Raw genomic sequence first — 26,306 nt, 5'->3', positions numbered from 1 at the left:
GCAGCACCGCCGCTGCAAACAACAGGTCTGCTCGCTGATCGGCCTTCCAGACTTGTAGGTCGCATGCCTGCCAAAACGCTTTGATTGGCAAGCTCTTGGCTTCTTTAAGCATCTCCGTCGAGCTGTCCACTCCCGTCAGATCGGCCTGTGGCCAGCGCGTGGCCAACAATTGAGTTGCAATCCCGGTGCCGCACCCCAAGTCATAGATTCGTTTAGGATGTTCCAGACTGACCTGGTTCAACAACTCCACCACTGGTCGTTCTCGCAGACGGGCAAATTTGAGATATGCCTGGGGATCCCATTGGGTATTGGCAGTCCTTGCCGTTGACGGCTGAGGCTTGATAATCATGAGCTAGTCCTTTAGGTGAAAGTTGCTTTCCAATGACATGCCGTGTTCCAAATATCAGTGCTACTCCACAATGGGTGCTCGTCATACACTGCACAGGGCGGCGCCCCCAGGCGGATTTCGGTAGCGATGCGAGGGGTCGCAACCGGCCTTTTCGAAGTAGGCGATACGCCGCTCCGGACCGACTTCATCCAAGGTAAAATCACGCTGAAAGCGAATGTTTTTCTGCTCGAAGATACTTGGCACAATCTCGCCGGTTGGTCGCTGTAAGCACCAGAAATTATGGCGGAGCAGAGTGGTAGTAGCGTAGGTGTAAATAATTTCAAGTTTATTTCGGACACTACGACAACGCAGGAAATCGTCGAACATCAAGATCGTCTCCAACGGAGCGATACCGCATGTTTGCTGACCAAATGGTTGGAGAGCATCGTGCCACCAACCCCTGCACCGACAATAATAATCTGCTTGCCCATTCTTCACCTTCCTTGGTCTAAGTTGGATCCACTGGATGGAAACTTAGACCAAGGAAGGTGAAGAGCTAGGAATAATAGGCGATTAAAACAGCTCTATTAATTGCCACCAAATAACTTGGTCTTGGTGTCCTACTCGTCGTTTCCAAATTTCGAAAAGAGCTCTGATCAGAGGTAATAGGGCTTTGGAAGAGGCAGCGCGAACGCCGCCTCCTGCTTTACCGACTCAGGCGACGATATCCGTGACTGCTGCCTGCCCCACCGTGGTGACCAGGAAGTCCGCCACGCCATGCCCCGAGAAATCGATCGCCAGGGTGCCCAGGCCGGTACTCGCCACGTAACTCAGCACCGCATCGCCAGCATGCCCGGTAAAGGCATTGACGAAGTTCAGCGCCGAACCCTGGGTGATCCCCGACAGATCGATTTTGTCCTGGCCGCTGACAAAATCCATGATCCGATCGCCGGCATTCAGCGCCGAGTCGGAAACGACGATAAATACGAAGGTATCGTTGCCCGCCCCGCCCCACAGTTTGTCCGCCCCGCCCGCGCCATGGAGGATGTCGTTGCCGGCACCGCCGCGCAGCTCGTTGACTCCATCGTTGCCGAGCAACAGGTCATGACCCGCACCGCCAGTGGCATGCTCCACCATGACGCCCTGGGCAATGGAGATATTGCCGACCATGCCCCCTACGTCGGAGAACGAGCCGGCATTCAGGTTGATCTTCTGGTTCTGGGTGAAGCCGGAGAAATCCAGAGTGTCTTCACCGCCGCCGTCCCAGACACAAAAGACCAAGGCATCCGAGGATTGAGATGCACTCAGGAAGTCGCGCCCCGCATTGGAATTGAAGCCATAGGTGGTATCGTCGGCACGGGTGCTCCAATTGGCGCCGTAGAGTTTCTGAATGGCCGCGATGTCGTCCATCAAGGGGGCAGACGCGTAGAAGGTGGCGGCATCGCGAGTGAAGTCCTGGCCGCTGGAGGCTTCGCTCCAGTAGCTCATCACGCTATAACCCAACGTGTCCTGCGCATAGCCGGCATTGCTCGTGTAGCTCACGCCTGCTCCGTTATAGTTGCCGGGATGTGGCAAACCCAGTGCATGGCCGACTTCATGGGTCAAGGTCTGTCGACCATTGTTGTTCAGTCCCGGACTGTTGTTGTCAGCATATCCTTCAGCAATGCTGTACCAGGACTGCCCACCCAATCCCGATGCATCCCCCGGGCGAATGGTCTGGGCGGCGCCGAGCCCGACCTTGTAATTGCCAAAGGTGATATGACCGTCGCCACCCTGTGGCGCTTCGGAAAACCAGAGATTGGCGGCGTCCGACCAGGATTGCATGGCCAACACCGCCTGAGCCTTTTGCAAGGGGCTGAATTCCCTGAGTCCGGCGATATCCAACGCATAATAATCATCATTGGACTGCAGTTGCGACTCTCTCGGAAAGCTGTAGGTCAGCTCTATTTTCCCGTTCTTATCAATGTCCGCCCAAGGCGTTGAGCCCTTCAACAGATTCGTCGCGGCTTGATCCACTGAATAAGAGGGTTTCCCATTGACTGTCATTCCCCCTGGGCGCTCAGACTTGGCACTGAACTCACGAACGGTTGAAAGAAGATGCTGCTGGCTGCCTCCAACATTGCCTGCTTGCAGATTGGCGACTTCAATGGTGCTCGACACGTTTATACCCTATCAATGTAAGACAACCCATTGAACAACCTCCTGGCGCCGCGGACTTTTAAATATCGCCCGATACCACCTCCCTTCCTGGCATCTTGATAGGCGTTCCCACGCAAACGGTTCGACGTGGGAACGATCAGCCTCGATCCTTTAGATAACGAAGCCCGCCACCATCGCATTCAGGTCCACTGCGAGGCGCGATAGCTCATGACTGGCCACACTGGTCTGGTTAGCTCCCGCAGCCGATTGGGTCGCCAGATCGCGGATGTTCACCAGATTGCGATCGACCTCCCGAGAGACTTGCGCCTGCTCTTCCGAAGCGCTGGCAATCACCAGATTGCGCTCGTTGATCAGATTGATCGAATGAGTGATCTGCTCCAGGGCGGCACCGGCGGCACGGGCCATTTCCAGGGTGTTTTGGGTTCGTTGATTGCTCTGATGCATCGATTGCACCGCTTCGCCCGTGCCGTTCTGGATCCCGGCCACCATCTGTTCGATTTCCCGAGTCGACTGCTGGGTACGATGGGCCAGGGCCCGTACTTCGTCGGCCACTACGGCAAAACCACGACCGGCCTCACCGGCACGAGCCGCTTCGATGGCGGCGTTGAGTGCCAGCAGGTTGGTCTGCTCGGCTATCGCCCGGATCACGTCCAGTACCTGACCGATGTCGCGGCCCTGGGTCGCCAACCCTTCGATCAGTATTGAGGTGCTTTGCACGTTCTGGCTCATGGCCTGGATCGCCTCGACGGTTTCGACCACTCGGTCGCGACCTTCGCGCGCCGCCAGATTGGATTGCTGGGAGGCTTCGGAGGTGGAGACGGCGTTGCGCGCCACTTCCTCTACGGCACTGGTCATCTCGTTGACGGCGGTGGCTGCCTGTTCGATTTCATTGTTCTGCTGTTGCAGCCCGCGCGAAGCTTCCTCGGTCGCCGTGTTGAGCTCTTGCGCCGCCGAGGCCAGTTGGGTGGCCGAACCGGCAATCTGTTCGATGGTCTTGCGTAGGTTGCCCTGCATGGCCGACAACGCCGTGAGTAAACGTGCCGGTTCATCTCTGCCAGCAACCTCGATCGGTTGGGCCAGATTACCACCGGCAATGGCCTCGGCCGCGATCAGCGCCTTGTTCAAAGGAGCGACAATACTGCGGGTCAGCAACCATGCGAGCAACACGGTCATCAGTGCGGCGACGACCGATACGGTGATAATGCCCAGGCTGGCGCCGTCATATTCCTGTCCCGCCAGCTCCGATGCCTGCGCCGCCCCAGCCTTATTGATCTCAACCAACTGATTGAGTTGCACACCCATCAAGTCGGTACCGGCCTTGATTTGGCTATTGATCAGCAAGCGCAGCTCATCGAGCTTGTTCTGCCGTGACAGCTCAAGCATTCGCGCCTGGTTCTCGAGATAGCTTTCCAGGGTCGCGGCAAACTCCTTGTACTTGGCCAACTCCTCTCCCGCTGAGGGGAGACCGGCATAGCTCTTCTGGTCCTTGCGGATCTTGTTCGTCAGGAACGTAATACGTGCATCGGCCTCCTGTAGTGCTGCTGGCTCGCGATTGACCAGCACGCGAAAGGACAGGATGCGCAGCCGCAGGACACCCTCGATGAGATTCCCCAGATAACCCACACCGGGCAGATGATGGCTCTGCATATTGACCGAAACCTGGCGGATCACCGTCATGCGCGTTTGTGCAAACACCCCCAACACCACCACTAACAGTGCGATAAAGGCAAAACCGAGAAAGGCTCGAGGGGCGATATTCATATTACGTAGGGACATGGGAAGCTCTCTCTGAACATTGGGGTTGCTAGCGTCCCTGCCATTTGTCTATCGGGATCTAGCGCCAGATAGTTTCAACATCGCATCTGTGAAAAGCTCACGGGCTTATTATCAATATCGGCAGGACTTCATGCTTTATTCAGGGTGAGAGGTAAAAATTTCATTAAATAATGATAAACAATCGAATGGCTATGCAGGTGACGCCAAAAAAATGGCTATTTGATATCAATAAAACGGTTCAGCCATGTAACTGCATCGCTTCGAGTCCATCAGATTGTCGGTCACTGAATTGTGGTTGAGGTACTTCACATAGTTGCTGATACCGCTTATGGGGCGCCCTCCACCATTGATTTTTGCTGGCGTGCTCAGGGGATGAGTCCTACGGGTGGATGACCTGGAGCAGCTATGCCGGCTTCATCGGGTCATCGAGCTGATCCAGCTCTCAACCGATATTTCGTCAAACCGGCATTCCAGACTCTACAAGCTGTAACAAATGATGGCGATCCTAGTACCGATGGGCAGGGAGCGTCGCCGATGACCTGGACTTGAGTCGTCGTCGGATACAGAGCACGCCAACGAAGGTGAGCTATGACAGTGATCGAATTGCACGAAAACAATCGCCGAATGACCTGAAAAAACTCCCCTGCCTGCTGCGAACGGATATTATTTTTAGCATGAGCCAGGTTGGACCATGAGGTCCTTCCGTTCCTACCCGCAGGCGAAAGGAAGCGTTCAATGAAACAGGTGGGCAGCATGAGCCAAGTTTTCAGCAAGGTCACCTTCCCCAATGCCTGCCAATTGATGCGCTGGCATTTTCACCCCTTGGGTTTCGAAGCCACCATGGACGCCCCCGTCAGCATGATCGCCCGACTGTTCGACCGGGCCAGTGGCGAAACCCTGATCGCCATTGCTGGAATACCCTGTGCCACAGTGATGAATGCTGCTGATGTCGAACGCATCATCGAGGCAATCGAGGCCGAACTCGAGGCCTTTGTGCCACCCCAGAACCTCAAAGCCCTGGCCTGACCCCCTAGACACGGTCCTCCCGATGAGGCGTGACCATCTGTCTATCTATGCGGGTTTATGCCTTGACACGAAAATCGGCAAAAAACGCCTTATCCCCAGCAATCCGATCGGATGCCTTGGGCGCGCTCGCCGCCTGGGCCTCCTGCCGATCCAGATACCAATAGCAATGTTTCACCGCCCTGGTGATCCCGACATAAGCCAGGCGCAGGATCTCATCTTTCTGCGCGGTGTCATAGGGTTCGGTATCGCCATCCTTGCCGAGTCCCGCCATCCGGTAGACCTGGTTCTTATAGGGTGAACGGGTCAGGTGCAGGCAATCACCCAACAGGAACACCACATCGGCCTGCAACCCCTTGGCGCTGTGATAGGTCAATTGCTTGAGCCGACGCTGTTCGCGGGGCAAACTAGAATCCACATTAACTATCGATTGAATATGCTCACTTATCAATGACTTATCACTATTTCTTCGAAACAACATCAAGATACTGTCGCCCTTTCGATAGTGTCCTGCCAAGCGCTGGCCCAGCTCGGCGTCATCCCGATCAAGGATATTCACGGGCAGCGCATCCTTCGCTTCTCCCGCAACCTTGGCTTTTTTCCCGGCGATGGTCGGAGCTGCCCGCACAATATGCTCGGCAGCATCAATGATATGTTGGTGGCTGCGATAATTGTCACTCAGCATCACCCGGGTTGTCATCGGCGAGGGGAACTGCTTGGCGAACTCCATGAAGTACTTGGGTGAACTGCCCCGCCAGCCATAGATCGACTGCCAGTCATCGCCCACGCATAACAACGACGAATGTTGGGCCTCACGTCCGACATGCAAGGCTGGAGTGCGCCGACGAATCTCCCGCAGGCTGGCCCGCAACCAGGAGACGATCTGCGGCGAAACATCCTGAAACTCGTCGATCATCAGGTGCGACAGCGGCCGCAACAGTTCGTCGCTGAGCAATGCCTGGTTTTCCGGGCTATTCTCGCCGAATAGTGAGAACATCCGGTTATAGGTCATGATCGGCGGCGATTGCGCAAGCAAGTGCGTTTCCAGGGCCTTCCAGAACAAACTCAGGGCTTCGAAGAAGAATCGGTCCGGGTCATCCTGGGCAAAACTCATCTGGCCCACCGCAACATGGACGTCCAAGCCAAGGTTCTCGATAAACCCGGCCGCCATGACAAAACAATCGAGCAACGGTGCCGAGGCGAGTTCGCCCTTGACCTTGTAATCAAAGCCGGGACCAGCCATAGCCTCCCCATCCAAGGAGGATAGAAGGCGCTTTGCAGATTCATAACTATCAAGCCATATCAAAGGCTTACGGCAAAAAGCTTGAAACAAGGTGCGCTTGACCGCCCATTCCGCGCGCACCGTCAAGCGTGAGCCTGGGCGAGCGATCTGCGGACTTTCGCGCTGATCGAAACCCAGCACTACCCAAGCATCCAGCTGCGGGATATAGCCATGGCAATGAAACGGCGAGCCGTTGATATCGACCGTCTCGCGGTTCGGCTCGATACCCTCGATCGGCCAGGCGCCAGCGCGAAACCACAGGTCCTCGACGGTATCGCACAGCTCTTCGTCGCGCCTGGAAGAGAGTTCGGTGACCGCCATGCGTTTCTGCACATCCGGGTGATCCTGTTCCAGCTCCTTGAGTTGTAGCGCCTGCTTGTACAGCGGTACCAGAACGTCGCGAAAACGTGGCTCATCGCGGTACAGCCGGTGGTAGCAGGCATTGAGCTGCTGGCGCTGGGCATCATTGATGCGCAGATCGAAGGGATTGCTGTCGGCGCCTTCGTCCTCGAACAACGTGCGCGTACCGAGGTTCTCGAACGCCTGCAACTGGGCAAAATCCGGCAGACTGCGGACCATGGGCAGGATCTGCGAGTGGAAAGTGCGCACCACGTTCCTGGCGTCCCTGAGACTGAGGGAATGTCCCCATAACGCAAAAACCTCAATCAGCTTGGCGATGAAATCCTTGCGCGACTCGCGGGTAAAGGTCACGACGGTCAGCGAGTCAAGCTCGAAGCCCAGGTAGTGGGTCAGCAAGAGAATGCGCAGGACCAGGGATGTCGATTTACCGGCGCCAGCCCCGGCGATCACCGAGGTAGACGGCGTATCACTGAAGATCATTTTCCATTGCGCGGCGCTCGGTTGCGCATGGGCCGGCAACAGACGGGCGATGTCCGCCTTGATGAGCTTCTTCAGCTCAACACCCAGCGGCAGGCGCCAGTCGTCGAATAGATGACCGTCGACTCCAGGCGCCTGGTGCTGCGCGGGCCGGGTATCGCGAATCAATAATATTTGGCGTCCCTGCTCCAGGCCGTCGGCGCGCCCTTCCTGATAACCGTATTCCACTCCCGCGCTGTGGCCACTGCGAAAGCCATCCGCCTGGCCCTGCAACCAAGAGGCCATGTGCTGTGCCCGTAATCGGCTCAGGCCACTGCCCAACACGCGGGCTATCAGGCGCTTGAGCGGCGGCAATTGGGTCAGGGAGGTAAGTTTGGCAGGCGGTTCGGGGGGGTATGACGACACGCTGACTCCAGGTCTTGGGGCTGTCCGGGCGGGAGGCCTATGGTCGCTCCATTACGCCGGGACTTCTAGTCAATTGCCTATCTATCAGTTATTTAGGCGATGAATTGAAAGTAGAGAGACTCTTCGAAGCGTGCGAATACATCAATTTTTTCGATTATTTTTAAGCATTATTTACGCTTTTTATCGATATTGATTTGATCGAAGATAATCCCACTATCAATCGGTCACCGTCCTGTCCTGGCCCGCGCCAGCCCTCGACGAACCTGAACAGGAGAAGACTCATGCTGCAACTCAGACCCTTCAACACCCTGGGCGGCGCCCATCACGGCTGGCTGGACGCGCATCACCACTTTTCATTCGCCGAATATTACGACCCGCAGCGCATGAACTGGGGCAACCTGCGGGTTTGGAACGATGACGTGATCGCCCCCGGCACCGGTTTTCCGCAACACCCGCACCGGGACATGGAAATCATTACTTATGTCCGAGAAGGTGCGATCAGCCACGAGGACAACCTTGGCAACAAGGGCCGCACCGAAGCTGGCGATGTGCAGGTGATGAGCGCCGGTACCGGGATCGCCCACAGCGAGTACAACCTGGAGTCGACACCCACCAAGATCTTCCAGATCTGGATCATCCCCAACGAAGCCGGTTCAGCCCCTTCCTGGGGTGCCAAACCGTTTCCCAAGGGCGAGCGTGGCGAGGGTTTCGTGACCCTGGCAAGCGGCAAGGCCGGCGATGACCAGAGCTTGCGGATTCGCGCCGATGCCCGGTTGGCGGCAGCCAACCTGAAAGCCGGCGAAAGCGCCGAATACCACCTGGACAGCAATCGTCGGGCGTATCTGGTGCCGGCTACCGGGGTGATCGAGGTCAATGGCCTGCGCGCCGAAGCCCGCGATGGCGTGGCCGTAGCTCAGGAAGCAGTCTTGCGCATCACCGCCGTGCAGGACAGCGAGATCATCCTGGTCGACTTGGCCTGATTCACGGAACGACGCACAAAGGCAAGGTGAACAGCCATGGTGGCGAGCGGGTCAGCCCGTTCGCCACCATGTGTTTCTCTGCCTCAACGATCAGGCCAGCGAAATGGCCTTATCTACCAGTACCTGGGCTTCCGCCACCAGTTGCTTGAGATGATCGTCACCGACAAAACTCTCGGCATAGATCTTATAGATATCCTCAGTGCCCGATGGCCGTGCGGCGAACCAACCGTTCTCGGTCATAACCTTCAGGCCACCGATGGCCTGCTGATTGCCCGGTGCGTGGCTGAGTATCTGCTGGATGGCCTCGCCGGCCAATTGCGTCGAGGCGACCTGCTCCGGCGACAACTTACTCAGCATTACCTTCTGTGCCGGCGTCGCCTTGGCATCGACCCGCACGGAGAACGGCTCGCCCAGCTCCTCCGTCAGGCCATGGTAGATCTGGCTCGGGTCACGCCCGGTGCGCGAGGTCATCTCCGCCGCCAGCAAGGCCGGGATCAGGCCATCCTTGTCGGTGGACCAGACACTGCCATCCTTGCGCAGGAACGACGCCCCGGCACTCTCCTCGCCAGCAAAACCAAGGGAGCCGTCGAACAGGCCGTCGGCGAACCACTTGAAACCTACCGGCACCTCGTGCAGGCGCCGGCCCAAGCGTGCTGCTACGCGGTCGATCAGGCCGCTGCTGACCACCGTCTTGCCGACCGCAGCATCGACACGCCATTGTGGACGGTTTTGAAAGAGGTAGTCGATGGACACCGCCAGGTAATTGTTCGGCGCCAGCAGGCCTGCGGACGGTGTGACGATACCGTGACGGTCATGGTCGGGATCGCAAGCGAAAGCCACGTCGAAACGCTCCTTCAAGCCGATCAGGCCTTGCATCGCATGGCTTGAGGATGGGTCCATGCGAATCTTGCCGTCCCAGTCGACGTACATGAAGCGGAACGTCGGATCGACCTCGGTGTTCACCACGTCCAGGTTCAACCGGTAATGATCGGCAATCGCCGACCAGTAACGCACGCCGGCACCGCCCAGCGGATCGACACCCAAGCGTAGGTTGGCGCCACGGATGACGTCCATGTCGATGACATTGACTAGATCGGCGACATAGCTGTTGAGATAGTCATGCCGGTGAGTGGTGTCAGCCTTGAGCGCCCTCTCATAGCTGATACGTTCGACGCCGGCCAACTGATTGCCCAGCAACTCATTGGCCTTGGCTTCGATCCATCGGGTGATGTGGGTATCGGCCGGGCCGCCGTTGGGCGGGTTGTACTTGAAACCACCGCTTTGCGGCGGGTTGTGAGACGGAGTAATCACCACACCGTCCGCCAGGCCGCGGGTACGGCCGCGGTTGTAACAGATGATCGCGTGGGACACCGCCGGCGTCGGCGTGTATTCATCGTCAGGAGCAATCATGGTTTCCACGCCATTGGCGGCAAACACTTCCAGGGCGCTGACGCCAGCCGGAGTCGACAATGCATGGGTATCGATCCCGACGAACAACGGACCATCGATTCCCTGGGACTGGCGATACAGGCAAATGGCCTGGCAAATGGCCAGGACATGCCATTCATTGAAACTCAGTTCGAATGAACTGCCCCGATGCCCCGAGGTGCCGAAGGCAACGCGCTGGGTGGCGAGCGCGGCATCGGGTTGGCCGGTGTAATAGGCCGATACCAGTCGCGGGATATCAACCAGCAGCTGTGCCGGCGCCGGTTTGCCCGCAAAAGGACTGAGTGTCATGCAAAACCTCTGGAAATGAAGAATACGGAGGGGGAAAAGCGCGCAGTTTACTGGCAGTTCGGCGTTGACGTTAGGCTATCTAAGCCATGACGGGAAGATTTTCCGCAGTAGACATCCCCTGCGCCTCGGGGCGTCCGGGAGGCTCATACAATATTGTCGGGATGTTTCAGCGGACCCTCGCTCGCCCCTCACCGTGATGGCGCTCCCGACCATGCTCAAGGTCATAGCGCAATTCGGCGATCAGTTCGCAAATGGCGCGATTACTGTCTAGTTTCGAGGCACAGATCCCGGTCACCATGAGGTCGACCCGTGCGGATTTCCTGTTGAATACCTTGACGGTCAGGGACTCATCCGCGCTCAGGGTGCACTGGCAGCGCATGGGCAGGAAACTGCTTTCAATGATATTGCGTAACTCCAGTGTCGATAGCGATAGCATGGCGACGCTCTCCATTCTATGAGGCAGCCAGATTTTATTGTAGTAACGGCCACTGGCCGTCTCTCAATTCACGGGTGGCTCGTCTCGCCCTGTCCCGGACAACGAAACCACCTTCAAGATTAGGCCGCTTTTTGCCCGCTGTTAAGGTTATTCGCCCGACAATCCGGCCAGTGGTTGTCACCGGAAGACAGCAGGAAGCATGCCTGCCACGCTAAATAATGATTTGCTGGAAAAACAACGACTTTGACGCACCAATAGCAAAGTGACACCATGCAAAATGCAAGAAAATCGCTTTGGCATAGTGCAATTTGCCCTTATCTTGGCAACTTGCTTGGGTACCCGGACAAAAACCATCGCAGCCCATACGGCATAACGTCGGGACTGTGTGACTCAAACGAGGGATAGTTCCCTCCTGACAGGGCAAAAGAGCTCATGAATTCGACGACTATCGCCACCACATTTCTGTTGGCATTGACCACTACCGCCAACGCGGTCGCCGCCGACAAATCGGACCTGGCCCCCTTCCCCAAGGCAGAAGCTGGCTTTACCCGCACGGTGATCCGGGTACCGAAGATGACCAAGGACGCCGATCACCGGGTGGAAATCATCGCCGGCAAGATCCTGCCCGTCGATTGCAACCAGAAACGCCTGAGCAGCAACCTCGACGAGAAGAACCTCGAAGGCTGGGGTTACTCCTACTATCGCCTGGAAAGCGTCAGCGGCCCGATGTCCACGCTGATGGCCTGCCCACCTGGCACCAAGAGCAAGAAGGACTTTGTCCCGGTGATCGGCACCGGCTACATGCTGCGCTACAACAGCAAGCTGCCGCTGGTGATCTACGCCCCGGACGATGTGGAAATCCGCTACCGTATCTGGACACCGTCCAAGCTGACCAAAAAAGCCGTCAGCGAGTAATCACCGAGAAATGGCAGCGGGCGGTTATCCTCTATTCCAGGCTCACCTTGTAGAGTGCGCCGTTCTCGGCATCGGTCAGGACATACAGGTAGCCGTCCGGTCCCTGGCGCACATCGCGAACCCGTGACTTCAGTTCGCTCAGCAGGCGCTCTTCATGGACGATGCGGTCGCCTTCGAACTGCAGCCGGATCAACTCCTGGGCCGCCAGTGCGCCGACAAACAGGTTGTGCTGCCATTTCGGGAAGCGATCAGCATCGTAGAATGCCATGCCGCTGAGGCCAGGGGATTTATCCCAGACATGATGGGGTGGCACGGTGCCTTTTACCGTCTTGCCCTGAGCCTCGGGGATCGGTTGCAGCGAATAGTTGATGCCATGGGTGGCCAGCGGCCAACCGTAGTTCTTGCCCCGCACGATAATATTGATCTCGTCACCACCTCGCGGCCCGTGTTCGTGGGTCCACAAGGTACCTGTCCAGGGGTTGAGCGCCGCACCCTGCTGGTTGCGATGTCCGTAGGACCAGATTTGCCCACGCACGCCCGGTTGACCGACAAAGGGATTGTCGTCGGGAATCCCGCCGTCAGGGAAGATCCGCACCACCTTGCCTTGCAACTTGTCGAGGTCCTGGGCTGTCGGCCGTTCGTTGTTTTCACCCAGGGCGATAAACAGGTAGCCGTCGCGGTCGAACACCAGGCGCGAGCCGTAGTGATTGCCCACCGACAGCTTCGGCTCCTGGCGGAAGATCACCTTGAAGTCGCTCAATTGCTTCAGGTCGACCGACAGGTGCCCTCGCCCCACCACGGTGCCGGCCTTACCGCCCGCGCCGCCGCCCTCCGCGTAGGACAGGTAGACCAGGCGATCCTGCTTGAACGATGGCGACAGCACTACATCGAGCAAGCCGCCCTGGCCCTTGGCCCATACTTCGGGAACACCGCCCAGCGGAGCCGACAGCTCGCCGCCGGGACTCACCACCCGCAGGTTCCCAGGGCGCTCGGTCACTAGCATGCCCTGCTTGTCGGGCAGGAACGCCAGCGCCCAGGGATGCTTGAGCCCCTCGACGATTTCGCTGACGGTCACCGGCCCTAATTCGGACTGGAAGGTTCGGGAAGCGCTATCGGCCGCCCACACGGACAGGCTCATCAATGAGCCTGCGCACAAAGTCGCCAGAAGTGTTTTCAGCAACATAGGCATATCCTTATGGATGGAGGAAAAACACCCATCACACCGACCGTCAACCCCGTCTCAACGGCGTGGGTTCGGATCGGCGCGAGTTCCGGGTTGGATCGGCACCGCCGTCGGCGCCTGCTGTTCACGCGGATAACCATTGCGCACCGCTCCGTTCTCGAGCGTCGAAGGGCGTAGCGTCGGCAGGGTATTGAGACCGCGTACAGGCGGTGTGGCCGGTTTGGTCCCCTGCTGGCTATTGGGATTGGCGCGGCGAATCGGGTTGTTATAGGGGTTGTCGTTATTGGGCAGGTTCTGCGCCAGTTGCGGCGTAGCGGTCGCTCTCGGATCCAGGACGGCGCCGTCGGCAGGGAGCGCAACGACCAGCAGGCCGATGACCAACAACGGAGTCAGACCGAAGACAAGTCTGTTCATGATGCCTCTCTTGGGACGCATTAGTCGGCGTTGGATAGCTATTTATAAATTAGATAACACCCTACGCCGGAGGTTCGAGGGCGGGAGAAATTTCATATGACAGAATGCTTCAGCGAATCGAAGACTATAGCGCGAAAGGCTCATCGCCAAATCACTTTAGTGAAACAAAGTCGGATCAAACCCTTCACACTACGCCTATTTCGCCTCCAATATAACCTGTCAACTTTGACAGTTATGCGCTGATCTTTTTTACGTTATAACCCTCCACGAACACCCATGTTGAGCGCATAGGGCCCTCAACATGCGCCGTGGTGGCTACGCCCTATCCTTGAAAAAAGGATAAATGCGATGCCTTATTTTCTGCTTCGTTCCCTCTTTGTTTGCTTTTGCCTCCTGATAACACTGCAAGGCGCGCACGCCGCTTGCACTTTCGCCCCTCCTACTGCCGGCAACGATGACTACACCTGCGACAGTGACACCGCTCCGACACTCGTCGACAACGCCGGCAACAACAGCCTGACGATGCCCACCGCCGGCACCGGTAGCATTACCGGCCCGGTGAGCTTCGGCACCGGCAACGACCGCGTCGTCATCGGCGGCGGCACGATCCATGGTGATGTCGATGAAGGCAGCGGAACCGACAACTTCACCATGACCGGTGGACAGATCCAATCGCTGCACCAGGGCGACGGCCTCGACACTTTCGAGATGAGCGGCGGGGTCATCGCCGATGAGTTCGAGGATGGTGACAAGGCTCACATGACAGGCGGGACGATTGGACGCGTCGACATGAAGCTGGACGATAACTTGTTCGACATGGACGGCGGCACTATCGTCGGCAACCTGGTGACTGGCTTCGGCAAGGACACCATCCTCGTCAAGGGCGGGACCATCGGCGGCAACATCAGCGTCAGCGGTGGCGACGATCAGATCCTGGTCAGTGACGGGACCATACACGGTGAAATTCGCATGAGCGCGGGCGCGGACGTCTTCAACTGGCGCGACGCCGGCATCATCCACGGCGCAATCGTGATGGAGCTCGATGACGACCGGGCACTGCTCGACGGCCTCTCGGACGCGACCCTCTCCTCCACTCCAGCAGTGGATGGCGGAGAGGGCAATGACCAATTGACGTTCCAGGCCAGCACGCCGATCAATGGCGCGCGATACGTCAACTGGGAATCGGTGAGTCTTACCCAAGGCACTCAACTGACCCTCAATGACAATCTAGTCCTGGGAGACGCCGGCACCGGCACGGGCACCCTGGATATCGATGCCAGCAGCAGTCTGAGCGCTCACAGCGGCGTGGTCACGGCCTTCACCGCCGGGCAGAATGTCACTCTGACCAACGCCGGTACGATCAACCTCACCAGCGGCGGCGCGCAGGTGGACGACCGCTTCACCGTGGTCGGTAACTATATCGGCAATAACGGTCACTTGAAGTTGCACAGCATCCTCGCCGACGATGATTCACCCTCCGACCGGCTGGTGGTATCGCGAGGCACGCTCTCCGGTACGACCGCCATAGAGGTCAGCAACTTCGGCGGAGGCGGTGCCCAAACCTTGCAAAACGGTATCCAGGTCGTCGAGGCTAACCAGGGTGCCACCAGCAGCGCCAACGCCTTCAGCCTGGCAGGTTCGGTATCCGCTGGCGCCTTCGATTACTATCTGTTCAAGGGCGGCGTCACCGCCGGCACGGAAAACAACTGGTACCTGCGCTCCAGCGTGACCGCTCCAGTGGTACCGCTGCCTGAACCGGAAGGGCCGGTCACACCGCTGCCAGAACCTGGTGGACCCGATCTGCCGACACCCGAACCGGGAGAAACCATTCCCTTTTACCGTCCCGAAGTACCGATCGACGCGGTCGTCACGCCAGCCGCCGCGCAGTTGGCCCAGACCGCGCTGGGCACCTTTCATGAGCGTCAGGGCGAGCAAGGCCTATTGCGGGAAAACGGCGAGCTGCCCGCCGGTTGGGCCCGCACGTTCGCCAGCCATGGGCGGCGCAGCTGGTCGGGAGATGTGAATCCGAGCCTGGACAGTACGATCTGGGGATTCCAGGTCGGTCACGACCTGTTCGGCTCGACCAGCACACAAGGCTACCGGCAACACGCCGGACTGTTCCTCAGCCATGCGCGCCTGGACGGTGACGTGCGTGGTTTCATCGACGGCTTCCAGGATCGCGAAGCCGGCAATCTGCGCCTCAACGGCGATAGCCTGGGCGCTTACTGGACCTTGATCGGTCCCACCGACTGGTATATCGATACCGTCGCCATGGGCACGCGCTATACCGGCAGCGCCCGCTCCGACCGTGGTGTCAAACTCGACCTCAAGGGGCATGCGGTGACGCTGTCCGTGGAAAGCGGTTATCCGCTGCCGCTGTCCGAGCGTTGGGCCATCGAACCGCAAGTCCAATTGATCGGCCAGAAGGTATCGATGAACAATGACGAAGACGGTATCTCACAAGTCGGTTTCGACACCCAAGAGTATCTGAAAGGTCGCATTGGCGTGCGTGCCAAAGGCCCATACCACGCAGGCTCGGTGCCCCTCGAACTCTATGTGCGCGGCAACCTCTGGCATGACTTCAAGGCACGCGACACCGCGACCTTCGACGATTACCCGATCAAGACCGAGCATACCGGCACCACCCTGGACTTCGGCGCTGGCGTGGTGGCGACATTGAGCCGGGACGTCGACCTCTACAGCAGCATCGACTACGGCAGCAATATCGATACCCGGCAACAGGAAGCCGTTTCCGCGACCATCGGGCTGCGCATGCGCTGGTAACCGGTGATTTGCCGGGCACAGGCGCTATCGCCAACGCAAGGAACCCCGGCACTGCCGGGGTTCGACTCTCAGTCAACCAATCGGTTACTGGCTGTTTTTCGCTCGCATGACCTTGTGCATCGGCAGCGACACCACGTAGGCCATGGCCTCTTCCCGAGTACTGAATGAACTCAATCGATCAGCCTGAGTGCGCACCTTCCAAGGACCGCCGCAGGCGTGGATTACCTCATAGCCGTTGACATGCATCTTCCAGAGCAGTGAAACGCTCATAGCCACCTCCTTTCAGTAGAGATATCCAAGGGTTGCTCTCCCACCATACACCTGGCCGGGGCCACTGGACCGTCCATACGTCGCCGGACGACTCACCACCGGCCTCTCGCCACCCCCGAAGTCGCCAGCTTCAGCGGCGTCGTGGCGGGCAAAGCGGTGAATATCCGTTGTCGGCTGCCATACAACTGTCGTCACACCTATGCGACAATATGCAGTATGTCTGGCATGAACCCCGCCTTCATCTCCCAGCAGCTCGGCCATAGTGTGCAGATGCTGCTCTCGACTTATGCGCGTTGGATCAACTCAAGCTCGGATTGGAGCGAAATGAAACAGCTCCAGATGGGTCCCAAATGGGTCCCGGCTCAAATAAGCGCACCCTAAGCTATTGATAGGTAAAGTAATTGATCTCCACAGCTAACATCACCATGCAGTTCGGCGCCAAGCCGCTCTTCGAGAACGTCTCGGTCAAATTCGGCAGTGGTAACCGCTACGGCCTGATCGGCGCCAACGGGTGCGGCAAATCCACCTTCATGAAAATCCTCGGCGGCGACCTCGAGCCGTCCGGCGGCCAGGTCATGCTGGAGCCGAATGTGCGTCTGGGTAAACTGCGCCAGGATCAGTTCGCCTACGAAGAGTTCAGCGTGATCGACACCGTGATCATGGGTCACGAGGAACTGTGGAAGGTCAAGGCCGAGCGCGACCGCATTTACTCGCTGCCGGAAATGACCGAAGAAGACGGCATGGCAGTGGCTGAGCTGGAAACCGAGTTCGCCGAGATGGACGGTTACACCGCCGAATCCCGTGCCGGCGAGCTGCTACTGGGCCTGGGCATCGGCATCGAGCAGCACTTCGGCCCAATGAGCGAAGTGTCCCCTGGCTGGAAATTGCGCGTACTACTGGCCCAAGCGCTGTTTTCCGACCCCGAAGTGCTGCTGCTCGACGAGCCGACCAACCACCTGGACATCAACACCATCCGCTGGCTGGAAAACATCCTGACCCAGCGCTCCAGCCTGATGATCATCATCTCTCACGACCGTCACTTCCTGAATAGCGTGTGCACCCACATGGCTGACCTGGATTACGGCGAGCTGCGTCTGTTTCCTGGCAACTACGACGAGTACATGACCGTGGCGACCCAGTCGCGCGAGCAATTGCTATCGGACAACGCCAAGAAGAAGGCGCAGATTTCCGAGTTGCAATCGTTCGTCAGCCGTTTTTCGGCCAACGCCTCGAAAGCCAAACAGGCCACCTCCCGCGCCAAGCAGATCGACAAGATCCAACTGGCCGAGGTCAAGCCATCGAGCCGTGTCAGCCCGTTCATCCGCTTCGAACAGACCAAGAAACTGCATCGCCAGGCGGTCATCGTCGAGCATATGGCCAAGGGCTTTGATGGCGTCCCACTGTTCAAGGACTTCAGCTTTACCGTCGAAGCCGGCGAGCGCGTGGCCATCATCGGCCCGAACGGTATCGGCAAGACCACCCTACTGCGTACCCTGGTCAACGAACTGAGCCCGGATGCCGGCACCGTGAAGTGGACCGACGCCGCCGAGCTGGGCTATTACGCCCAGGATCACGCCCATGACTTCGAAGACGACGTCAACCTGTTCGACTGGATGGGCCAATGGACCCAAGGTGGTGAACAATTGGTACGCGGCACCCTGGGCCGCATGCTGTTCTCCAACGACGAAATCCTCAAGTCGGTCAAGGTGATTTCCGGCGGTGAGCAGGGTCGCATGCTGTTCGGCAAGCTGATCCTGCAAAAACCCAACGTACTGGTAATGGACGAACCGACCAACCACCTGGACATGGAATCCATCGAGGCGCTCAACCTTGCGTTGGAAAACTACCCCGGCACGCTGATCTTCGTCAGCCACGACCGCGAGTTCGTCTCGTCGCTGGCCACCCGTATCATCGAGCTGAGCCCGAGCGGTGTGACTGACTTCAGCGGCACCTATGACGACTACCTGCGCAGCCAGGGCGTGGTTTTCTAAACACAGCTTTGTCAGGACCGGCGATCGAGGCTTTCAAGCCTTGTATCGTCCGGTCGGCCGCCGTTATCGGCAACCGCTATTGACACAGGCTGTGCGGAGTTTTCAGGTTCGGCGCTTCAGAAAAATTAATTAGCCTGCTTTCTTTTATCCCTCCGGCCCGCCATGATGAAGCTCTCCAACCGCCCGCCCGCGAACGAGCCCTCATGTCCGCCCAGCAACCTCCCCGACTGCCTGGCAACCTGACCGTCACCCTGCAAATCGTTTCCATCGTCTTCTACACCTTTGTCGCATTTCTGTGCATCGGCCTGCCGATTGCGGTCTTGCCCGGCTACGTGCATGAGCAACTGGGTTTCAGTGCCGTGATCGCCGGGCTGACCATCGGCTCACAGTATCTGGCTACTCTCCTTAGCCGGCCCCTGGCCGGGCGCATGGCCGACAGCGTCGGCACCAAGCGTTCGATCATCTATGGCCTGTCGGGCATTTTCCTCAGCGGTGGGCTGACCCTGCTGTCGACGCTGGTGCAACACTTGCCCCTGTTGAGCCTGGGCATTCTGATCGCCGGGCGGTTGCTGCTGGGAGTCGCCCAGGGACTGATCGGCGTGGGCACCAGCAGTTGGGGGATCAGCCAAGTCGGTGCCGACCAGACCGCTCGGGTAATTTCCTGGAACGGCATCGCCTCCTATGGCGCCATTGCCATCGGCGCGCCGCTGGGGGTGCTGATGGTCGCCGAGTATGGCTTCCCCAGCCTCGGCATTGCCTTGTCGACACTGGCTGCAGGAGCATTGCTGTTAATCCGCAACAGGCCGTCGGTACCGGTGGTTCGTGGCGAGCGCATGCCCTTCAGAGCGGTGTTCAGACGCATTGCGCCCTATGGTGCAAGCCTGACGTTAGCGTCTATCGGCTATGGCACGCTGACCACTTTTATCACCCTGTTCTACCTCAGCCGCGGCTGGACAGGCGCAGCCTATTGCCTGACGGTTTTCGGCAGTTGCTTTATCATCGCGCGTTTATTCTTTATCAGCAGCATCAATCGCCACGGCGGTTTCAAGGTCGCGATCGCCTGCATGAGCATCGAAACCCTGGGCCTGGCCTTGCTCTGGCTGTCGCCCTCCCCCGAGATGGCGCTGACTGGAGCCGGGCTGGCCGGATTCGGCCTGTCGCTGGTGTACCCGGCCATCGGTGTGGAAGCCATTCGGCAGGTGCCAAACTCCAGTCGTGGCGCGGGGCTGAGTGCCTATGCGCTGTTTTTTGACCTGGCGCTGGCCATCGCCGGCCCCTTGATGGGCGCAGTGGCGCTGAACCTGGGCTATACATGGATTTTCTTCACGGCGGCATTGCTGTCGATCACCGGTCTGTCCGTCGCCGTGCTGCTGGCGTATCGCCCGACAGCACGCTGAGTCATTGATCGGCGGTCTGTAGACCGCCGCGATTCGGCACGCTGAGGACCTCGCTGAAGAAACGTGCGGCTTCGAAGATCAGATCGCGGTGAATATCCACACGATTGACTCCTTCAGGATCGGTGCATAACGCGGGCGTGGCCTTGAGCTGCTCTTCATTGCAGGGCGCCATGAACACAAAATGCCCGGCCCCGGCGATCATCCTGAACTGCGGTGCCACCGGCAGCTTGCGTGCCAGGGCCGCGACGTTCTTGTCGGGAAATACCAGCTTGTCGCCATCACCGCCGTACATCAGTACCGGCACATGCACGTCGGCCAAGGAGTGACGACCGAACATCAGGCTCAGCGGCGCCATCAGCATCAGTGCATGAACGCGCGGATCGGCGACCGGTCGCAAGTCATCGCGATCGACGATCAACTCGCCCTTTGTCCTGCAGGCATCTTTGTCTTCCGGACGCTCCTGACAGTAGTGGCGCAGGCGATCCAGATTCGGTTGTGCGCCAGAAAGAATCAGCGCGGTCTCGCCACCAGCGGAGTAACCAATCACTCCAACTTGCTCTGCCTCGACAAACGGCGACAGCATCGGGTCGCCAAGGGTAGCGGTGATGGCCGCGGAAATTTGCATCGGTCGACCGTAGAGGTTGCTCAAGGTCCCCAGGCGACTGTTGTCCTTATAGTTATCGCCCGGATGCAGCACAGCCACGACGATAAAGCCTTTGCGCGCCAACGAGGTCGCCAGGTCATGCAGGGCGAGCGGCGTACCGGTATTGCCATGGGATAACATCAGCAGTGGGTAGCGGCCGATAGCAATGGGCGAGTCTTCGCTGGCCTGGATGGTGTAACCGCCGATTCTGCTCGGCTGCTCGCGACCGAAGGACGGATAGAAGGCAAGCGCTTTCATCGGTTGCAGGTCAAGCGGGTCAAGAAACGTCAGGCGATGGAAGCCCACGCTCCAATGAGCTGCCGGCGCCGCCCGCACCGTCATCAGGCTGCTGGATAAACAGATCAGTAACACTGCACAAAGACGCATCATGGAGATGCCCACCTTTGCTGTGTATTTAGCATGCTAAGTTCTCTTTCATTCCCTGAAAATTGGAGCTGCGCTTAAGACTTCGACTGACTTTTCGAGGTGTTCGGAGCATCTGTGCCGAAGAGCAATCCTCAGTCGGCACAAGTCACGTCAACCAAAGCCACCCGACGCAAAAAACTCCGTATTCGATCACTCGCATGATCAGAGCACAGAGTTTAGTGTTTGTTACCGGAAGTTTCTTGCTCGTTTACAAAAGCTTTACGCAGCGGCGAACAATCTGTTGTTGATCCGTGCCTGGGCGTCGCTCATCGCCTTGGCGCGAACCTCTTCACCGTAAGACAGGCCGTGGGCACGAATAAACTGGATATCGGTGATGCCCAGGAAACCAAACAGCACTTTCAGGTAGTCTTCGTGGGCTACACCGGTCGGTTGGCCTTCGTGCAGGCCACCGGAAGTGGAGACGATCACCAGCTTTTTGCCGCCAGCCAGGCCTTCGGGACCGTTTTCGGTGTAGTGGAAGGTCTTGCCGGCGACGGCGATACGGTCGATCCAAGCCTTGAGCTGGCTCGGCACGGAAAAGTTATACATCGGCGCGGCGATCACGATGGCATCGGCGGCGAGGAACTCTTCCATGGTCGAGGCACTGAGCTCGGCTTCATGGCGTTGGGCCGCGTCACGCAGTTCGGCGGCGGTGCCACCGGCAACCAAGGTCAGGCTGGAAAAGTGGCTGATGGCATCGCTTGCCAGGTCGCGATAAGTCACCACGCTCGAAGGTTCGGCGGCTTGCCAGGCTTCAACCACGCGACGGCTCAGTTCGCGAGAGGCCGAGTTGTCGCCTAGGATGCTGGAATCGATGTGCAAGAGTTTCATGTGGTCTCTCCAAGTGAGAATCGCCTCTCAGCGATCAAGTTGGGACAATCCTACCTATGAAACCAATAGCTGATTAGTCGCTTAAAATACGATAGCTTGTCCCACTGATAGAACAATCGAGCGATCACAATGCAGGATCTCAACGATCTCTACTACTTCGCCAAGGTGGTGGAAGCCGGTGGCTTCGCCGCCGCCGGGCGTTTGCTGGGGGTTCCCAAGTCGCGCCTGTCGCGGCGTATCGCCGAACTGGAGGAGCGCCTCGGCGCGAGGTTGTTGCAGCGCACCACGCGGCAATTGAAACTGACCGCTGTCGGTGAACGTTACCTGCGCCATTGCCAGGCAATGTTGCTGGAGGCAGAAATGGCCGATGAGGCCGTGGCCAGCATGTCCAGCGAACCGCGTGGGCGATTGCGGGTGTCGTGTCCGGTGGGACTGGCCCAGGAATTCATGCCCTGGGTGATTTCCAGCTTCCTGGCCGCGCATCCGCTGGTCCAGCTTGAAGTGCTGATGGTCAACCGTCGTGTCGACCTGGTCGCCGAGGGCATCGATGTCGCTCTGCGGGTTCGCGAGCACGGCGACGAAGATCCGTTGCTCGTCACCCGGCGGCTACGCCAGGCGCAGACCTTCATGCTAGCTACGCCGGCTTTCTTGCAAGAACACCCGATCAACAGCATCGACGATCTCAAGGACGCACCGATCCTCGGCGCCCTGGAGGCGGATCGACTGGTCCACCTGAGCCTGCGGGACGAGCGTGACCAGAAACGCGAATTGACCCTCGAGGCCCGGCTGGGGGTGGACGATTTTGTCGTGCGCAAGGCCTGCGCGCTCGCTGGGCTGGGCTTTACCGTGCTGCCCATGTTGTACTGCGAACAGGAGCTGGCCAACGGTACCTTTGTGCGGATCCTGCCCGAATGGTCGTTGCCCAGCGGCTGGCTGCAGACGGTCTATCCCCATCGACGCGGAGTATTACCGGCCGTGCGAGCCTGGATCGATCACCTGGCCGAAGTATTCAACGGATGTGGAGACAGGACACTGTGAAAGGATCCACGATGAACCCGGCAGCAATTGCGCGTTTCTGCCTTGATCTGCCAGGTGCCAGGGAGGACGACAAGTGGAACGGCGTGCAGGTATTTTCCATTGCCGAGACCAAGATGTTCGCCCTGCTCAACCTGAGCGGCGACACTTTGTCGTTCAAGGTCGACAAAGAGCTGTTCCTCGGTCATATCGATCGTCCGGGAATCCGCCCCGCCCCCTATCTGGCCCGGGCCTACTGGATCACCATGACGGCGCCCTACCCGCTGAGCGCCGGCGAACTGCAGATGCTGCTCAAGCGCTCTCATCAACTGGTGGTCGGCAGGCTGCCCAAGCGCATGCAGGTGGGCCTGCTGCTATAGAAAGGACAGACGAGCCAAACCAGTGCCGAGAAACAACGGGGCGATCCAAAACACCTGGTGCGGTAGCGCGATAGCTCGCAAAGCAATACCCAAACTTGAGTTTGAGCCTGGGGGACTGCAACTGGCCAACGGGCGTTGGCCAGTTGCGTCACGGGTTACCCGGCCCCCGTCATCCTTCGCTCGACCAGTCGATCCAGCCGAACTGCCAAGTCGCCAGAATCACCAGGCCAAACACGATCCGATACCAAGCGAACGCCGCATAGCTGTGACTGGCGATAAATTTCAGCAGGCCACGGACGGCGATCATCGCGAACACAAAGGATGTCACGAAGCCCACGGCAAACACCGGCAGATCGGCCATTTGGAACTGATGGCGAAAGCCGTAGCCGGAGTACACCGCGGCGGCGACCATGGTCGGCATCGCCAGGAAGAACGAGAACTCGGTAGCAGTCTTGCGCGACAGGCCGAACAATAAGCCACCGATGATAGTCGCCCCCGAGCGCGAAGTACCGGGAATCATCGCCAGGCACTGGGCGAAGCCGACTTTCAAGGCATCTTTCCAATTGATCTCATCGACGCTCTCGGCACGCACCACATGCTCCCGACGCTCGGCCCAGAGAATGACCAGGCCACCGACCACCAGCGCCGTGGCAACGGTAATCGGGTTGAACAGGTAAGTGGCGATGGCCTCCTTGAACAACACCCCGAGAATCACCGCCGGCATGAACGCCACCAGCAAGTTGACGGTGAAACGCTGTGCCGTGCGCTGGGTCGGCAGATCCCGTATCACAGTGAAAATCTTCTCGCGAAACTCCCAGACCACCGCCAGGATTGCCGCGAGCTGAATGATGATATTGAAAGCAATCGCCCTTTCACCACCAAAATTGAGTAGATCCGCTACGATGATCTGATGTCCAGTGCTGGAAATCGGCAGAAACTCGGTCAAACCCTCGACAATACCCAGTATCAACGCCTGTGCGGCGCTCCAAAGATCCATCATTCCCCCTCACGGCCCGCCCCTGCGGGCCCTTATAAAATTCAAAAGCCGCGGCTCGCCCCTGGTGTCATCTCGCATCGAAGCGGCCTCACCACCTGTCGCCAAACCGTGAAAAATGCCTGCAAAATCAAACATCAATCAGGTTTGGCGATTTCGGGCCGAAATCCTATCAGACATACTTGTTTATCGCTGCCTCGATATAGTCATAAGCAGGTCACAAGGAGCAATCAACCCACTCCTCTCCCGGAGACAGTCTGGTTACAATCCGCCCCTTCTTTTTCGATTCAAAGGAAACTCCATGTCCGGGCTTGAACTGGTTGGCGCCGCGCTCGGCGTGATTGCTGTCTGGCTGACAGTCAAGCAAAACCCCTGGTGCTGGCCGATCGGCCTGGTCATGGTGCTGCTCTATAGCTGGATCTTCTTCGACGTCAAGCTCTATTCGGACATGCTGCTGCAAGTGGTTTACGCCGTACTGCAGCTCTATGGCTGGTGGCAATGGACTTACGGCGGCGCCGTCCGCCATGGCCGAAAGGTCACGGCCCTTGGCTTGCGACCCTTGCTCACGGGACTCGCCGCCGGTGCCTTGGGCAGCCTGCTGCTGGGCGCCGCCATGGCTCATTGGACCGACGCCGCCCAACCCTGGCTGGATGCCGCCCTGACCGCCTTCAGCCTGGTGGCGCAAGTTTGGATGGCGCAGAAGCGTATCCAGTGCTGGCCGCTGTGGATCGCTGTCGATGTGATTTTTGTCGGCCTGTTTATCTATAAGGACCTGTACCTGACCGCGGCCCTCTATGCCTTGTTCACCCTGCTGGCTGTACAGGGCTGGCAGGCATGGCGAACCGACTTGGCGCCGCAAACATGCAGGTAGTGGTGCTGACCGGCCCCGAGTCCAGCGGCAAAAGCTGGCTGTCGGGCGAGTTGCAGGCACGCTTCGGCGGCCTGTTGGTGGGTGAGTATGTACGTCACTTCATCGACCAACACGGGCGCGACACCTGCCTGGCCGATATCGCCGAGATCGCTCGCGGTCAACTGGCTTGGGAGGACGAAGCCCGCGCCCGCCAGCCGTCACTACTGATTCTCGACACGCATCTGCTGAGCAATATCCTCTGGAGCCAGACCTTGTTCGGCGCGTGCCCGGCGTGGCTCGAACCGGCACTGCTGGCCCGACAGTATGACCTGCATCTGTTGCTCAGCCCCGACGGGGTGGGCTGGAGCGACGACGGCCAACGCTGCCAACCGGACCTGAACGAGCGTCGTGCCTTTTTTGCCGCCAGCCTGGCGTGGCTGACAGCACATCGGCAGGCAGTCCAGGTAGTCGACGGTGATTGGCAACAACGACGCCAACAGCTCATGGCGGCGGTCGGGCAACTGCTGGAGACCTGAGGGCAAGCGAGGTAATCAGCCGACGATGGGTAAACCAGGGCGCAGGGACGCAACCGATAACCGTGGTCAGCAGAGTCGACGACCAGGAGACTTTTGGGAGGGGCGGTTTGCTGCAAGGTTACTCGCCACCACTTGAGCTGAAAAATACTATTAAAAACAGCAGCTTGTAAAACCAGACCGGCACACCTGCAATAACTTGACGCCTACTTGCATCGTTTGATTATTAGCTTGTTCAGCCACGGCTGACGGTACACATGACCGAGGCCACAATTTTCTATGCCCAGTCGCACAATAGTGCGTTAACGAACTATATAAACAAAAATGAAAAAACTTTATTTACCATGTGACCTGATAGCACTTAGCGGACATCAGTATATATAACCAGCCGCGACGGTACGCCCAACCGACGGCTTGCAGCATGATTATCGGGCCACTTTGAGAGAAGACCCCATGAACGCCCCGCTCCGTTTCAACGAAGCACTCCTGATGGCCGGCAACGCATTCAAACCCTTCCAATGCGTAGCCTGGACGGCACAAGACAAAGGCGACCTGAGCCTGACGGTGATCGATCGCACTAATAACAGCATTGGCCGCCAGCAGATATCCTGCAGCGACTACTCGGATCCGAAGCAACTGAAATTACTGTTGGAACAGGCCCGTGCCGAATTGAGTAAAAAAGGCTACGACTTACAGCCGTGGACCATGTCCGCCTGA

The 26,306-nt window shown here is 58.5% G+C and carries 24 protein-coding genes and 2 pseudogenes; 12 read left to right on the top strand and 14 right to left on the bottom strand.

Annotation, left to right across the window (positions count from 1 at the left end):
* The 5 genes and pseudogenes from BMX68_RS19015 to BMX68_RS26770 all read right to left on the bottom strand — a co-directional run.
* Window positions 1–349 (bottom strand): methyltransferase domain-containing protein (locus BMX68_RS19015; RefSeq protein ID WP_143063324.1); only part of this gene is annotated, 349 nt, incomplete at its 3' end.
* Between the two features lie 81 nt (window positions 350–430).
* Window positions 431–715: a hypothetical protein gene (locus tag BMX68_RS19010; RefSeq protein ID WP_017131858.1), complete on the bottom strand. Its 285-nt coding sequence runs from the start codon at window positions 713–715 to the stop codon at window positions 431–433.
* 327 nt (window positions 716–1,042) lie between these two features.
* On the bottom strand, window positions 1,043–2,461 hold the full coding sequence (locus tag BMX68_RS19005; RefSeq protein ID WP_218165202.1) for a serralysin family metalloprotease: 1,419 nt from the start codon (window positions 2,459–2,461) through the stop codon (window positions 1,043–1,045).
* A gap of 177 nt (window positions 2,462–2,638) precedes the next feature.
* Complete coding sequence (locus tag BMX68_RS26775; RefSeq protein ID WP_428829769.1) at window positions 2,639–3,502, bottom strand: methyl-accepting chemotaxis protein; 864 nt, start codon at window positions 3,500–3,502, stop codon at window positions 2,639–2,641.
* Window positions 3,497–4,249, bottom strand: a pseudogene (locus tag BMX68_RS26770) (MCP four helix bundle domain-containing protein); the annotation flags it as partial. The pseudogene BMX68_RS26770 and the gene BMX68_RS26775, both read right to left, overlap by 6 nt.
* 768 nt (window positions 4,250–5,017) lie before the next feature.
* Between BMX68_RS26770 and BMX68_RS18995 the strand changes: the two are divergent.
* Window positions 5,018–5,290: a DUF1652 domain-containing protein gene (locus BMX68_RS18995; RefSeq protein ID WP_074862492.1), complete on the top strand. Its 273-nt coding sequence runs from the start codon at window positions 5,018–5,020 to the stop codon at window positions 5,288–5,290.
* A 55-nt stretch (window positions 5,291–5,345) separates the two neighbouring features.
* On the opposite strand, the gene BMX68_RS18990 is transcribed toward BMX68_RS18995, so the two are convergent.
* A complete protein-coding gene (locus BMX68_RS18990) occupies window positions 5,346–7,811 on the bottom strand; it encodes a UvrD-helicase domain-containing protein (protein WP_017131862.1) in 2,466 nt (821 codons plus the stop codon).
* A 281-nt stretch (window positions 7,812–8,092) separates the two neighbouring features.
* Between BMX68_RS18990 and BMX68_RS18985 the strand changes: the two genes are divergently transcribed.
* The gene (locus tag BMX68_RS18985) at window positions 8,093–8,791 is read left to right on the top strand and encodes a pirin family protein (protein ID WP_017131863.1); all 699 of its coding nucleotides are present in this window, start codon (window positions 8,093–8,095) and stop codon (window positions 8,789–8,791) included.
* Window positions 8,792–8,881: 90 nt separating this feature from the next.
* On the opposite strand, the gene pgm is transcribed toward BMX68_RS18985, so the two are convergent.
* Entirely contained in the window at window positions 8,882–10,528 is a 1,647-nt protein-coding gene (pgm, locus tag BMX68_RS18980) for a phosphoglucomutase (alpha-D-glucose-1,6-bisphosphate-dependent) (RefSeq protein WP_017131864.1), read from the bottom strand.
* A 166-nt stretch (window positions 10,529–10,694) separates the two neighbouring features.
* Window positions 10,695–10,964, bottom strand: coding sequence for a DUF1652 domain-containing protein (locus BMX68_RS18975; RefSeq protein ID WP_017131865.1), 270 nt, complete (start codon window positions 10,962–10,964; stop codon window positions 10,695–10,697).
* Window positions 10,965–11,396: 432 nt separating this feature from the next.
* On the opposite strand from BMX68_RS18975, the gene eco reads away from it, so the two are divergent.
* On the top strand, window positions 11,397–11,879 hold the full coding sequence (eco, locus tag BMX68_RS18970) for a serine protease inhibitor ecotin (protein WP_017131866.1): 483 nt from the start codon (window positions 11,397–11,399) through the stop codon (window positions 11,877–11,879).
* Window positions 11,880–11,910: 31 nt separating this feature from the next.
* Here eco and BMX68_RS18965 read toward each other — a convergent pair whose 3' ends face one another.
* Entirely contained in the window at window positions 11,911–13,062 is a 1,152-nt protein-coding gene (locus BMX68_RS18965; protein ID WP_017131867.1) for a PQQ-dependent sugar dehydrogenase, read from the bottom strand.
* Between the two features lie 57 nt (window positions 13,063–13,119).
* Entirely contained in the window at window positions 13,120–13,476 is a 357-nt protein-coding gene (locus BMX68_RS18960) for a hypothetical protein (RefSeq protein ID WP_017131868.1), read from the bottom strand.
* 348 nt (window positions 13,477–13,824) lie between these two features.
* Between BMX68_RS18960 and BMX68_RS18955 the strand changes: the two genes are divergently transcribed.
* A complete protein-coding gene (locus BMX68_RS18955) occupies window positions 13,825–16,260 on the top strand; it encodes an autotransporter family protein (protein WP_017131869.1) in 2,436 nt (811 codons plus the stop codon).
* Window positions 16,261–16,344: 84 nt separating this feature from the next.
* Here the strand turns inward: BMX68_RS18955 and BMX68_RS18950 are convergent, their stop codons facing one another.
* Window positions 16,345–16,530: a hypothetical protein gene (locus BMX68_RS18950; protein ID WP_017131870.1), complete on the bottom strand. Its 186-nt coding sequence runs from the start codon at window positions 16,528–16,530 to the stop codon at window positions 16,345–16,347.
* Window positions 16,531–16,686: 156 nt separating this feature from the next.
* Here BMX68_RS18950 and BMX68_RS26450 point away from each other — a divergent pair.
* From BMX68_RS26450 to BMX68_RS18935, 3 genes and pseudogenes are all read left to right on the top strand, one after another.
* Window positions 16,687–16,911 (top strand): annotated as a pseudogene (locus BMX68_RS26450) (hypothetical protein); the annotation flags it as partial.
* 20 nt (window positions 16,912–16,931) lie between these two features.
* Complete coding sequence (locus BMX68_RS18940; protein WP_074862487.1) at window positions 16,932–18,521, top strand: ABC-F family ATPase; 1,590 nt, start codon at window positions 16,932–16,934, stop codon at window positions 18,519–18,521.
* Between the two features lie 203 nt (window positions 18,522–18,724).
* The gene (locus BMX68_RS18935) at window positions 18,725–19,918 is read left to right on the top strand and encodes an MFS transporter (protein WP_017131872.1); all 1,194 of its coding nucleotides are present in this window, start codon (window positions 18,725–18,727) and stop codon (window positions 19,916–19,918) included.
* 1 nt (window position 19,919) lies between these two features.
* Here BMX68_RS18935 and BMX68_RS18930 read toward each other — a convergent pair whose 3' ends face one another.
* Both BMX68_RS18930 and BMX68_RS18925 read right to left on the bottom strand, forming a co-directional pair.
* Entirely contained in the window at window positions 19,920–20,951 is a 1,032-nt protein-coding gene (locus tag BMX68_RS18930) for an alpha/beta hydrolase family protein (protein ID WP_074862485.1), read from the bottom strand.
* 255 nt (window positions 20,952–21,206) lie between these two features.
* Complete coding sequence (locus BMX68_RS18925) at window positions 21,207–21,818, bottom strand: FMN-dependent NADH-azoreductase (RefSeq protein WP_017131874.1); 612 nt, start codon at window positions 21,816–21,818, stop codon at window positions 21,207–21,209.
* A gap of 129 nt (window positions 21,819–21,947) precedes the next feature.
* Here BMX68_RS18925 and BMX68_RS18920 point away from each other — a divergent pair, with 129 nt between their 5' ends.
* Together BMX68_RS18920 and BMX68_RS18915 are read left to right on the top strand one after the other, a co-directional pair.
* Window positions 21,948–22,856, top strand: a complete 909-nt coding sequence (locus tag BMX68_RS18920) for a LysR substrate-binding domain-containing protein (protein ID WP_017131875.1) — start codon at window positions 21,948–21,950, stop codon at window positions 22,854–22,856.
* Window positions 22,857–22,867: 11 nt separating this feature from the next.
* The gene (locus BMX68_RS18915) at window positions 22,868–23,212 is read left to right on the top strand and encodes an MmcQ/YjbR family DNA-binding protein (protein ID WP_017131876.1); all 345 of its coding nucleotides are present in this window, start codon (window positions 22,868–22,870) and stop codon (window positions 23,210–23,212) included.
* A 169-nt stretch (window positions 23,213–23,381) separates the two neighbouring features.
* Here BMX68_RS18915 and BMX68_RS18910 read toward each other — a convergent pair whose 3' ends face one another.
* Window positions 23,382–24,209 (bottom strand): undecaprenyl-diphosphate phosphatase, encoded by an 828-nt coding sequence (locus BMX68_RS18910; RefSeq protein ID WP_026013167.1) that lies wholly within the window; start codon window positions 24,207–24,209, stop codon window positions 23,382–23,384.
* Between the two features lie 298 nt (window positions 24,210–24,507).
* Between BMX68_RS18910 and pnuC the strand changes: the two genes are divergently transcribed.
* The 3 genes from pnuC (at window position 24,508) to BMX68_RS18895 (ending at window position 26,306) form a co-directional block, all read left to right on the top strand.
* Entirely contained in the window at window positions 24,508–25,077 is a 570-nt protein-coding gene (gene pnuC / locus BMX68_RS18905) for a nicotinamide riboside transporter PnuC (protein WP_017131878.1), read from the top strand.
* Window positions 25,068–25,592, top strand: a complete 525-nt coding sequence (locus tag BMX68_RS18900; RefSeq protein ID WP_017131879.1) for an AAA family ATPase — start codon at window positions 25,068–25,070, stop codon at window positions 25,590–25,592. The genes pnuC and BMX68_RS18900 overlap by 10 nt, the downstream gene beginning before the upstream one ends.
* 450 nt (window positions 25,593–26,042) lie before the next feature.
* Window positions 26,043–26,306 carry a hypothetical protein gene (locus BMX68_RS18895; RefSeq protein ID WP_017131880.1) on the top strand — a complete coding sequence of 88 codons (264 nt, stop codon included), beginning with the start codon at window positions 26,043–26,045 and terminating at the stop codon, window positions 26,304–26,306.

The sequence above is a fragment of the Pseudomonas agarici genome (assembly GCF_900109755.1).
GTDB classification, from domain to species: domain Bacteria; phylum Pseudomonadota; class Gammaproteobacteria; order Pseudomonadales; family Pseudomonadaceae; genus Aquipseudomonas; species Aquipseudomonas agarici.
Note: the sequence above shows the minus strand (reverse complement) of the source record. Positions and strands in the feature narration are given on the sequence as shown.

What these genes read in the sequence shown, in the direction of transcription:
- BMX68_RS19010 (WP_017131858.1), bottom strand. Translation starts at nt 715, where the DNA reads ATGTTCGACGATTTCCTGCGTTGTCGTAGTGTCCGAAATAAACTTGAA.
- BMX68_RS26775 (WP_428829769.1), bottom strand. Translation starts at nt 3,502, where the DNA reads ATGCAGGGCAACCTACGCAAGACCATCGAACAGATTGCCGGTTCGGCC.
- BMX68_RS18995 (WP_074862492.1), top strand. Translation starts at nt 5,018, where the DNA reads ATGAGCCAAGTTTTCAGCAAGGTCACCTTCCCCAATGCCTGCCAATTG.
- BMX68_RS18985 (WP_017131863.1), top strand. Translation starts at nt 8,093, where the DNA reads ATGCTGCAACTCAGACCCTTCAACACCCTGGGCGGCGCCCATCACGGC.
- pgm (WP_017131864.1), bottom strand. Translation starts at nt 10,528, where the DNA reads ATGACACTCAGTCCTTTTGCGGGCAAACCGGCGCCGGCACAGCTGCTG.
- BMX68_RS18975 (WP_017131865.1), bottom strand. Translation starts at nt 10,964, where the DNA reads ATGCTATCGCTATCGACACTGGAGTTACGCAATATCATTGAAAGCAGT.
- eco (WP_017131866.1), top strand. Translation starts at nt 11,397, where the DNA reads ATGAATTCGACGACTATCGCCACCACATTTCTGTTGGCATTGACCACT.
- BMX68_RS18965 (WP_017131867.1), bottom strand. Translation starts at nt 13,062, where the DNA reads ATGTTGCTGAAAACACTTCTGGCGACTTTGTGCGCAGGCTCATTGATG.
- BMX68_RS18960 (WP_017131868.1), bottom strand. Translation starts at nt 13,476, where the DNA reads ATGAACAGACTTGTCTTCGGTCTGACTCCGTTGTTGGTCATCGGCCTG.
- BMX68_RS18955 (WP_017131869.1), top strand. Translation starts at nt 13,825, where the DNA reads ATGCCTTATTTTCTGCTTCGTTCCCTCTTTGTTTGCTTTTGCCTCCTG.
- BMX68_RS18950 (WP_017131870.1), bottom strand. Translation starts at nt 16,530, where the DNA reads ATGAGCGTTTCACTGCTCTGGAAGATGCATGTCAACGGCTATGAGGTA.
- BMX68_RS18935 (WP_017131872.1), top strand. Translation starts at nt 18,725, where the DNA reads ATGTCCGCCCAGCAACCTCCCCGACTGCCTGGCAACCTGACCGTCACC.
- BMX68_RS18930 (WP_074862485.1), bottom strand. Translation starts at nt 20,951, where the DNA reads ATGATGCGTCTTTGTGCAGTGTTACTGATCTGTTTATCCAGCAGCCTG.
- BMX68_RS18925 (WP_017131874.1), bottom strand. Translation starts at nt 21,818, where the DNA reads ATGAAACTCTTGCACATCGATTCCAGCATCCTAGGCGACAACTCGGCC.
- BMX68_RS18920 (WP_017131875.1), top strand. Translation starts at nt 21,948, where the DNA reads ATGCAGGATCTCAACGATCTCTACTACTTCGCCAAGGTGGTGGAAGCC.
- BMX68_RS18915 (WP_017131876.1), top strand. Translation starts at nt 22,868, where the DNA reads ATGAACCCGGCAGCAATTGCGCGTTTCTGCCTTGATCTGCCAGGTGCC.
- BMX68_RS18910 (WP_026013167.1), bottom strand. Translation starts at nt 24,209, where the DNA reads ATGGATCTTTGGAGCGCCGCACAGGCGTTGATACTGGGTATTGTCGAG.
- pnuC (WP_017131878.1), top strand. Translation starts at nt 24,508, where the DNA reads ATGTCCGGGCTTGAACTGGTTGGCGCCGCGCTCGGCGTGATTGCTGTC.
- BMX68_RS18900 (WP_017131879.1), top strand. Translation starts at nt 25,068, where the DNA reads ATGCAGGTAGTGGTGCTGACCGGCCCCGAGTCCAGCGGCAAAAGCTGG.
- BMX68_RS18895 (WP_017131880.1), top strand. Translation starts at nt 26,043, where the DNA reads ATGAACGCCCCGCTCCGTTTCAACGAAGCACTCCTGATGGCCGGCAAC.